The following is an 8,432-nucleotide window of genomic DNA, read 5'->3' as shown; positions in this document are numbered from 1 at the left end:
TTAACAAGGGGAAGATTACATAATAAATTAATAAAAAATAATCCCAACAGAATCGATTATTATACAACGAAAACCTACTTCTATTTTATTTCAAATATGTATGATAATTTTATAAAAGAATCTGAAGCTATATTGATTCAAGCTAAAAATAATAAGAACAATTGGTATAATTTAACTGATACTAATAAAGCAGATAGCCAAGTATTATTAAAAGTTTTCTACCCGTATATTAAATTTATGGCACCGATAAGAAACAATAATGATGAATATTATTTAGAAATTGTTGTAAAATTATTTGAAACTTATTTACCAAACACATCTGATCAATACTTAATTAAAGCTTGGGTACAAAACAAATTAGGAAAAGAAAATTTAGCCATTGAAAGTTTAGAAAAAGGACGAAAAAAATTCCCTAATAATCTTGATATCACTATTCAATTATATGAATATTACTTTTCTATAAAAAACCAAGAAAAAATGACTCAATTAAAAGATGAAATTTTTAATTCTAAAAATAAAGATTTAATAAACCAATTTCAATCTATTATAATAAATTATAAATAAAATTTTAATTTTCTTCAATTTCATTCTTCGTACCTTTCGACTATCAAAATTTAACTTTTTAGAATTCGATATAAAATGGAAAAAATCACAGATCGTCTTTCAGCTTTGAGAGAAGTTATGAAACAAAATGGGATTAGCGCAACAATAATTCCTGGAACAGATCCTCATGGAAGCGAATATTTACCTAATCGTTGGAAAGAACGTACTTGGATTTCAGGTTTTAATGGCTCGGCTGGAACTGCAGTTGTTACGTTAGAAAAAGCAGCTGTTTGGACAGATTCGAGATATTTTATTCAGGCAGAAGATCAATTAAAAGACACGACTTTTGAGTTGATGAAAATGAAAATGCCGGAAACACCTTCTATTAACGAATGGATTATTTCTCAGCTAAAAGAAGGAGAAGTTGTAGGACTTAATCCTCAAATGTTTGCACACAATGCTTTTGCAGAAAATTTTAATGAATTTTCATTCAATCAACTTTCAGTAAAAAATATTGATTTAATTGATTTAGCTTGGCAAGATCGTCCTGCTTTACCAGAGAATCCATTCTATATTTATGATGTAAAATTTGCTGGAAAATCTGCTTCAGAAAAAATTTCGGAAGTACGCAATGAAATGAAAAAAGCAAATACAAATATTTACATTATGAATTCGTTGGACGAAATTGCTTGGTTATTTAACATTCGTGGAAATGATGTTAACTATAATCCATTGACAATTTCGTATGCTGCTGTAGATACGGAAAATGCGTATTTATTTATAGATGAAGCGAAAGTAACTGTCGAAACAAAAGCCGCTTTAGCTAATGAAGGGATCACAATTCAACCTTATTTAGCGATTTATGATTATTTAAAAAATCAGAACGAAAAATCACATGTTTTGGTAGACGGAAATCGAATCAATCAATCGTTATATGAAGCCATTTCTACTTCTTCAATAATTAATTTAGTTGCTTCTCCAGTAACAAATCTAAAATCTGTTAAAAACGAAGTCGAACAAGAAGGCTTCAGAAATGCAATGGTAAAAGATGGTGTTGCATTGACGAAATTTTTCATGTGGTTAGAAGAAAATATCGAAAATAACATTAATGAAGTTACAATTGATGAGCAATTGAAATTTTTCCGTTCGCAACAGGAAAATTGTAAAGGTGCAAGTTTCGGGACTATCTGTGGATACGCTGATCATGGCGCAATGAACCACTACTCTGCTTCGCCTGAAACTGCTTATACATTAGGTCGAAAAGAAATGTTGTTAATCGATTCTGGAGCTCAGTTTTTGGAAGGAACAACAGACATTACGCGCACTTTGATGTTAGGAGAACCAACTACACAACAAAAAACAGATTATACCTTAGTTCTTAAAGGAAATATTGGTTTATCGCAGGCTATTTTTCCTGTTAATTCTCGTGGTTCTTTGTTAGATGTTTTGTCTCGTAAAGCGCTTTGGGAAAATGGTTTCAATTATGGTCACGGAACTGGACACGGAGTTGGTCATTTCTTATGTGTACACGAAGGGCCACAAAGTATTCGTTTAGAAGAGAATTTAACTCCACTAAAAGCTGGAATGGTGCTTTCTAACGAACCTGGTTTGTATCGCGATGGTGAATACGGAATCAGAATCGAGAATCTAATGATTGTTCAACCAGCGATGTCTACTCAATTTGGTGATTTCTTGAAATTCGAAATTATTACAGTTTTCCCAATTGAGAAAAATTTGATTGATGTTAATTTAATGACAAACGAAGAAATTACATGGTTAAATAACTATCATCAATTTGTTTTCGAGAAAATTTCTCCATTCTTAGACGAAAAAGAAACAGCTTGGTTGAAAGAAAAGTGCGAAGCTATTTCTAAATAAATCAATTTAATTTTAACAAAAATTCATTCTGAACTTGTTTCAGAATTAGAAATAAAAATATAGAAGCTGAAATAAATTTATCTTTACAAAAAAATCCTATTCACTTTCGAATAGGATTTTTTATTTCCCATAAAATTTGTATTATTGCAACATATTTGCATTAAGAAATGAAAAGACGAAATACACCAACCAAACAAGCGGTTATAGATTTGTTCAATTCGTGTACGACTGCATTAAATCAGGAACAAATTGAGACACAATTGCAAGGAAAAATGGACAGAGCAACGATTTATCGTATTCTGAATAATTTTTGCGAAGACGGAATGATGCATAAAGTTGTGGGAGATGACGGCGTAAATTATTTTGCAATGTGCAAGACATGTTGTGAGCATGTAGAGCATCATCACGATCATTTTCATTTTCGTTGCACGACTTGCAATCAACTTATTTGCTTAAAAGAAGAAATAAAAATTAGTTTACCCGAAGGATTTTCGATGCAAGATTGCAATTGCGTCATCACAGGAACTTGCCCAAATTGCCAAAAATAACAACAATGGATTTACAATGGTTTGTAAAATGGTTTAACTCGCCATATTATCATATTTTATACAAGAACAGGAGTCTTACAGAAGCGGAAGATTTTATTCAAAAAATCACGAATTATTTACAACTTCCACAGCACGCAAAAGTATTAGATTTAGCATGTGGAAAGGGGCGACACGCTATTACATTAAATAAATTAGGTTTTGATGTTTTAGGTATCGATTTATCTGAAGAAAGTATCAAGTACGCTAAACAATTTGAAAATGAATATTTAAAATTTGAAAAACATGATATGCGCGAAGTCTATCATCCAAACGAATTTGATGCAGTTTTCAATCTTTTTACAAGTTTTGGTTATTTTGAAAATTATGAAGATAATTTTAAAGTTTTTGAAGCTGTAAAACAACAAATAAAATCGCACGGAATTTTTGTTTTGGATTATCTGAATGCAGAAAAAGTAGTTTCGAAAATGATTCCTTATGAAGAAAAACTGATTGATGGAATTTTATTCAAAATCACAAAATCTGTCCAAAATGGTTTTATCAAAAAAGAAATTGATTTCACAGATAAAGGCGAAATATTTCATTTTGAAGAGTTTGTTCGTTTAATTTATTTCAACGATTTCAAAAAAATATACGAAACAGAAGGTTTTATTTTAGATAAAGTATTTGGAAATTATAATCTTGATGCTTTTGATGAACAAACTTCTGACCGATTAATTCTAGTTTTAAACAAATGAAAGAAAGTTTAATCTTAATTTCAAGTGTGTTAATTGGAGTTTTATTTTCTCGAATATTACTCAAAAATAAACACAATTCAAAACTACTGCTAACCTTTAGTGGAGCATATTTCTTAGCGATGACCGTTTTAGAAATTTTACCGCAAGTCTATGGACATCCATCCGAAAATCATAGCCATCATTCTATTGGATTGTTTGTTTTATTAGGTGTTGTTGTGCAATATATTTTAGAAACGATCAGTAAAGGCGTTGAGCACGGACATATTCATTTGCACAAAAAAGAGCAATTTCCTTTTGGAATTTTTGGCGGATTATTTTTACACTCGATTATCGAAGGAATTCCTGTTGCAAATGCTGAATCTCACAATTTTATGTGGGCAATTTTTGTTCATAATATTCCAGTTTCGATGATTTTGTTTAGCGCATTATGTCAACATACAGAATCGAACGCAAAGCGTTTTTTGTTTATGACTTTGTTTGCATTAGCCGCTCCAATGGGGTATTTCTTAGGAAAACATACCATTATTTCTAATTATTCTTTGGAAATGAGTGCAATTGTTTCGGGAATATTTTTACATATTTCAACCGTGATTTTGTTCGAAAGTAATGAAGGACACAAATTTAATCTGAAAAAATTCGGTTCTATTTTAGTTGGATTTATTCTCGCTTATCTCACGGTTTCTATGCATGTGCATTCTCATTAAAAATATAAAAAAAAGAAGTTCAAATTTGAACTTCTTTTTTGTTTATTATAACATTTTTCGATGATCTAAAACTAAAATTTCTCCATTCGAAACAAATTTCCATTTTTGATCTTTCTTACATTCAGAATTTGGTGTTGCTGATTTAATATCAAATTCAACTTCTTTGTTTTTCATCAAAATTGAAGTATGATAATCGCATTCGCCAAGTTTTACATTGGTTGAAACATTATCATTTGCCAATAAATCCGTTTCTGGGATAGATTTTATTGCTTCATTTATAATATTCAAATCTAATTCATTGTAAATCAAATCAAAATTATCTGTGACTAAATTTGTCGATAATCGAAACGAATTTGCTTCAACATCTGTCCTAATCGCAGTATTTTTGGTATTCAAATCTAATTCTTCGATACGTTTTGGACAATCCAAATAATCTGGAATTTTTTGCGCTTGTTTACTTTGTAAATCTTTCTGAAAAGCTTTAAGTTCAGAAAATAATTGTTTTTTTTCGGGTGAAGCTTCTTTAAATTCTGTTGTTTCTGTTAATTCTTGTTGAGTAAGCTTTTTGATTTCAGGTTTATTTTCTGAACAATTAAATAAAAGAAATAAAGTAAAAAATGAGTAAAAATAATGTTTCATAAGCAAGAGTTTTTGGTCTTACAATTTTACGAAATATTATTCTCAATTTCAATTATTTAACGTCTGAATTTTAAATTTTATATAAATGATAAATTGAAAAACATTAATTAAGATTATTTATATTTTTCTAAATCCAAACCAAGAATATCTCCAACTTTAGAAAATTCTTCATTTATCTTAGCATTCAAAACGAGTTGTTCATTTGTCATTGGATGATTAAATACCAATTGATGCGCGTGAAGCATCATTCCTTTCAATCCAAAATTCTCCAACCACAATTTATTTTGCTTATTACAACCATGCGGACGACTTCCCAAAATTGGATGAAAAATATGACGAAAATGCTTGCGTAATTGATGCATACGACCAGTTTCGGGAATTGCTTCCACCAAACAATAACGTGAAGTCGGATGATTGTTATACTCTAAATCAATTTCGGCAATTTGCAAACGATGAAAATAGGTAATTGCATTTTGCTTTACACCATCATCATTCGTCAAATCATAATCTATCGTCATTTCTTCGGGAGCCCAACCACGCAAAATAGCCAAGTACTTTTTTTCAACTTCGCGTGTTGCAAATCGATCATTCATAATTTTTAAACTTTCTTTATCTAAAGCAAAAAGCAAAACTCCTGACGTTTTACGATCCAAACGATGAATAGGATAAACATGTTGCCCACCGATTTGATTACGTAATTCCTGAACTGCAAAAACAGACGCATCACGCGCATAAAAAGATTTGTGAACCAACAATCCGCTCGGTTTGTTAATGGCAATAATATATTCGTCTTGATAAAGAATTTCTAACATTTGGCAAAAATAGAAAGTTATTTTCGGTTAGAAAATAGAACAGTCTTATATTTATTGTTTAATAAAATTGAATGAAAAAAGGATTAATTATTGGAAAAGGCTGGTTGGGATCGAGATTAGAAAAGTATTTAGAAAAGCAATTTTTGATTGAAACTACGAAACGAATTTCGGATGCAGAAAATTGTTTTTCAATCGATTTTGATAATTATAAATCTGAGAAAATCTCAACGGATTATGACTTTGTTATTGTGACAATTCCATTTGGAAGAAGAAATAATTTAGATGATTTACAACAACAATTTCAGCACTTGATTGAGTTTTTAGGAGATTATAACAATCAACTTATTTTACTTAGTTCAACAGCTATTTATCCTGAAAATAATGAAATTATTTCTGAAAATTCAATTGAAACTATTTATTTAAATAATCCTTTTTATTCAATTGAAAATCAATTAAAAGAAAAATTTAATCAATTGATTATTTTACGCTTAGGCGGATTAATGGGAGACGATAGATTTCTTTCTAAATATATAGATTTAAATAGTCAAAATCTATCTCAAATGGTGAATCATATACATTATCTAGATATTTGCCAAGTGATTGAAAAATTGATTAATTCAAATAAAAATTCATCCATTTATAATGTCGTTACACCAGAACATCCTACCAAAGAAGAAGTGTTAGAATATCAATTAAACAAGAAAATTATTTCCGCTACAAATCGAGAAGGAAAAATAATTTCAAGTCAAAAAATACAAGATGAATTTAATTATGAATTTCTTTACCCAAATCCTATTTATTTTTAAGGAAAACTAATTTCTTCTCTTTCGTTCTTTCGATTTAAATACAAAATAAAATGTTATCACTGATATAACAGTAATTAATATTGTATCCCAATTTTCTTTGAATAAAGTCGTGATATTTTCCATTCTTGATGTTTATAAAGTTTAAAATTATAAAAAAAGCTGCTCTTACGAACAGCTTTTTAGGAATTTATCTTAAATCTATTTGATTAAGCGTGAATTGGACGATTGTCTGTAGCAGCTAAAGCAGCTTCTTTGATCGCTTCTGAGAATGTTGGGTGAGCATGAGACATTCTTGTTAAATCTTCTGCAGATGCACGGAATTCCATTGCTACAACTCCTTCTGCAATTAAATCAGCAGCACGAGCACCAATAATATGCATTCCTAAGATTTCGTCTGTGTTTTTATCAGCTAAAATTTTAGCGAAACCATCTGTATCCATAGATGCACGAGCACGTCCTAAAGCTTTGAAAGGGAAAGAACCAACTTTGTACTCTACTCCTTCTTCTTTTAATTGCTCTTCTGTTTTACCAACTCCTGCAACTTCTGGCCAAGTATAAACAACACCAGGAATTAAGTTATAGTTGATATGAGGTTTTTGACCTGCTAATTGCTCAGCAACTAAAACACCTTCTTCTTCTGCTTTATGTGCTAACATTGCACCAGCAACAACGTCACCAATCGCATAAATGTTAGAAACATTAGTTTGTAAGTGATCGTTTGTTTTGATACGACCTCTTTCGTTAACCTCTACTCCTACGTTTTCTAAACCTAAAGATCCTGTGAAAGCACGACGACCAACAGCTACTAAAGCGTAATCTCCGTTAATTTCGATTTCTTCTCCTTTTTTAGAAGTTGCTTTTAATGTAACATCATTTCCGTTATTTACAACAGAAGTTACACCTGTAGAAGTGTGGAATTTCATTCCTTGTTTTTTCAATACTTTTGTCAATTCTTTAGACAAAGCACCGTCCATTCCTGGAATAACGCGGTCTGCATATTCTACAACTGTTACTTGAGAACCTAAACGTAAGTAAACTGATCCTAACTCTAATCCGATAACACCACCACCGATAACGATTAAGTGTTTTGGAACTTCTGTTAAAGCCAAAGCTTCTGTAGAAGTAATGATACGAGTTTTATCTGTTGGCGCAAATGGTAATTCAGATGAAACTGATCCTGTTGCGATAATTGTATTTTTAGCTTCAATTTCTTGAGTAGAACCGTCTTTAGCAGTTACAACAATATGAGTTGCGTCTTTAAAAGCACCTGTTCCTTCTAAAACATCAATATTATTTTTACTCATCAAGTATTTGATACCAGCTACGTTAGTATCTACAACACCTGCTTTTCGAGCAATCATTTGAGTGAAGTTTACTTTTGGAGCATCGATTTCGATTCCGTGCTCTTTAAAGTGATTTACAGCATCGTAATAGTGGTGAGAAGAATCTAATAAAGCTTTTGATGGAATACATCCTACATTAAGACATGTACCTCCTAAACTTTCTTTCTCGATAATTGCTGTTTTAAATCCTAATTGCGCTGCGCGAATAGCTGCAACATATCCTCCAGGTCCAGCACCAATTACGGCTACATCATAAGAACTCATATAGTTTTATTTTGATTTATTATTATAATTAATTTAAACTCTACAAATATAACCAATATCGAATAGATTTTCGTTATAAAATTATAATGAATTTTGTTAGCTAATTGGGAATAGTATTGATACAATTATTATAGTTTTAATGTAATCTTCCCCTTGTTAAG

General features: G+C 30.6%; 9 protein-coding genes. 6 read left to right on the top strand and 3 right to left on the bottom strand.

The genetic code is table 11. The features are described 5' to 3' along the window. From B3J26_RS06520 to B3J26_RS06500, 5 genes are all read left to right on the top strand, one after another. A partial coding sequence (locus B3J26_RS06520) for a hypothetical protein (protein ID WP_291061275.1) occupies positions 1 to 564 on the top strand: 564 nt, incomplete at its 5' end. Between the two features lie 75 nt (positions 565 to 639). Beyond that, the gene (locus tag B3J26_RS06515; protein WP_291073878.1) at positions 640 to 2,421 is read left to right on the top strand and encodes an aminopeptidase P family protein; all 1,782 of its coding nucleotides are present in this window, start codon (positions 640 to 642) and stop codon (positions 2,419 to 2,421) included. Positions 2,422 to 2,588: 167 nt separating this feature from the next. Then, positions 2,589 to 2,969, top strand: coding sequence for a Fur family transcriptional regulator (locus B3J26_RS06510; protein ID WP_291073876.1), 381 nt, complete (start codon positions 2,589 to 2,591; stop codon positions 2,967 to 2,969). 5 nt (positions 2,970 to 2,974) lie between these two features. Continuing rightward, entirely contained in the window at positions 2,975 to 3,703 is a 729-nt protein-coding gene (locus B3J26_RS06505; RefSeq protein WP_291073874.1) for a class I SAM-dependent methyltransferase, read from the top strand. After that, a complete protein-coding gene (locus B3J26_RS06500) occupies positions 3,700 to 4,407 on the top strand; it encodes a ZIP family metal transporter (RefSeq protein WP_221855878.1) in 708 nt (235 codons plus the stop codon). Before B3J26_RS06505 ends, B3J26_RS06500 begins: the two co-directional genes overlap by 4 nt. Positions 4,408 to 4,452: 45 nt before the next feature. Here B3J26_RS06500 and B3J26_RS06495 read toward each other — a convergent pair whose 3' ends face one another. Together B3J26_RS06495 and B3J26_RS06490 are read right to left on the bottom strand one after the other, a co-directional pair. Then, the gene (locus tag B3J26_RS06495; protein ID WP_115000743.1) at positions 4,453 to 5,046 is read right to left on the bottom strand and encodes a hypothetical protein; all 594 of its coding nucleotides are present in this window, start codon (positions 5,044 to 5,046) and stop codon (positions 4,453 to 4,455) included. 113 nt (positions 5,047 to 5,159) lie between these two features. Continuing rightward, a complete protein-coding gene (locus B3J26_RS06490) occupies positions 5,160 to 5,858 on the bottom strand; it encodes a pseudouridine synthase (protein WP_180904559.1) in 699 nt (232 codons plus the stop codon). 71 nt (positions 5,859 to 5,929) lie between these two features. On the opposite strand from B3J26_RS06490, the gene B3J26_RS06485 reads away from it, so the two are divergent. After that, positions 5,930 to 6,664 (top strand): epimerase, encoded by a 735-nt coding sequence (locus B3J26_RS06485; protein WP_291073871.1) that lies wholly within the window; start codon positions 5,930 to 5,932, stop codon positions 6,662 to 6,664. 206 nt (positions 6,665 to 6,870) lie between these two features. Here the strand turns inward: B3J26_RS06485 and lpdA are convergent, their stop codons facing one another. Further along, a complete protein-coding gene (gene lpdA / locus B3J26_RS06480) occupies positions 6,871 to 8,271 on the bottom strand; it encodes a dihydrolipoyl dehydrogenase (protein WP_291073869.1) in 1,401 nt (466 codons plus the stop codon). Positions 8,272 to 8,432 lie beyond the last annotated feature (161 nt).

Origin of the sequence: Empedobacter sp. UBA5987, from assembly GCF_002429865.1 — a bacterium.
Taxonomy (GTDB): Bacteria; Bacteroidota; Bacteroidia; order Flavobacteriales; family Weeksellaceae; genus Empedobacter; species Empedobacter falsenii_B.
Note: the sequence above shows the minus strand (reverse complement) of the source record. Positions and strands in the feature narration are given on the sequence as shown.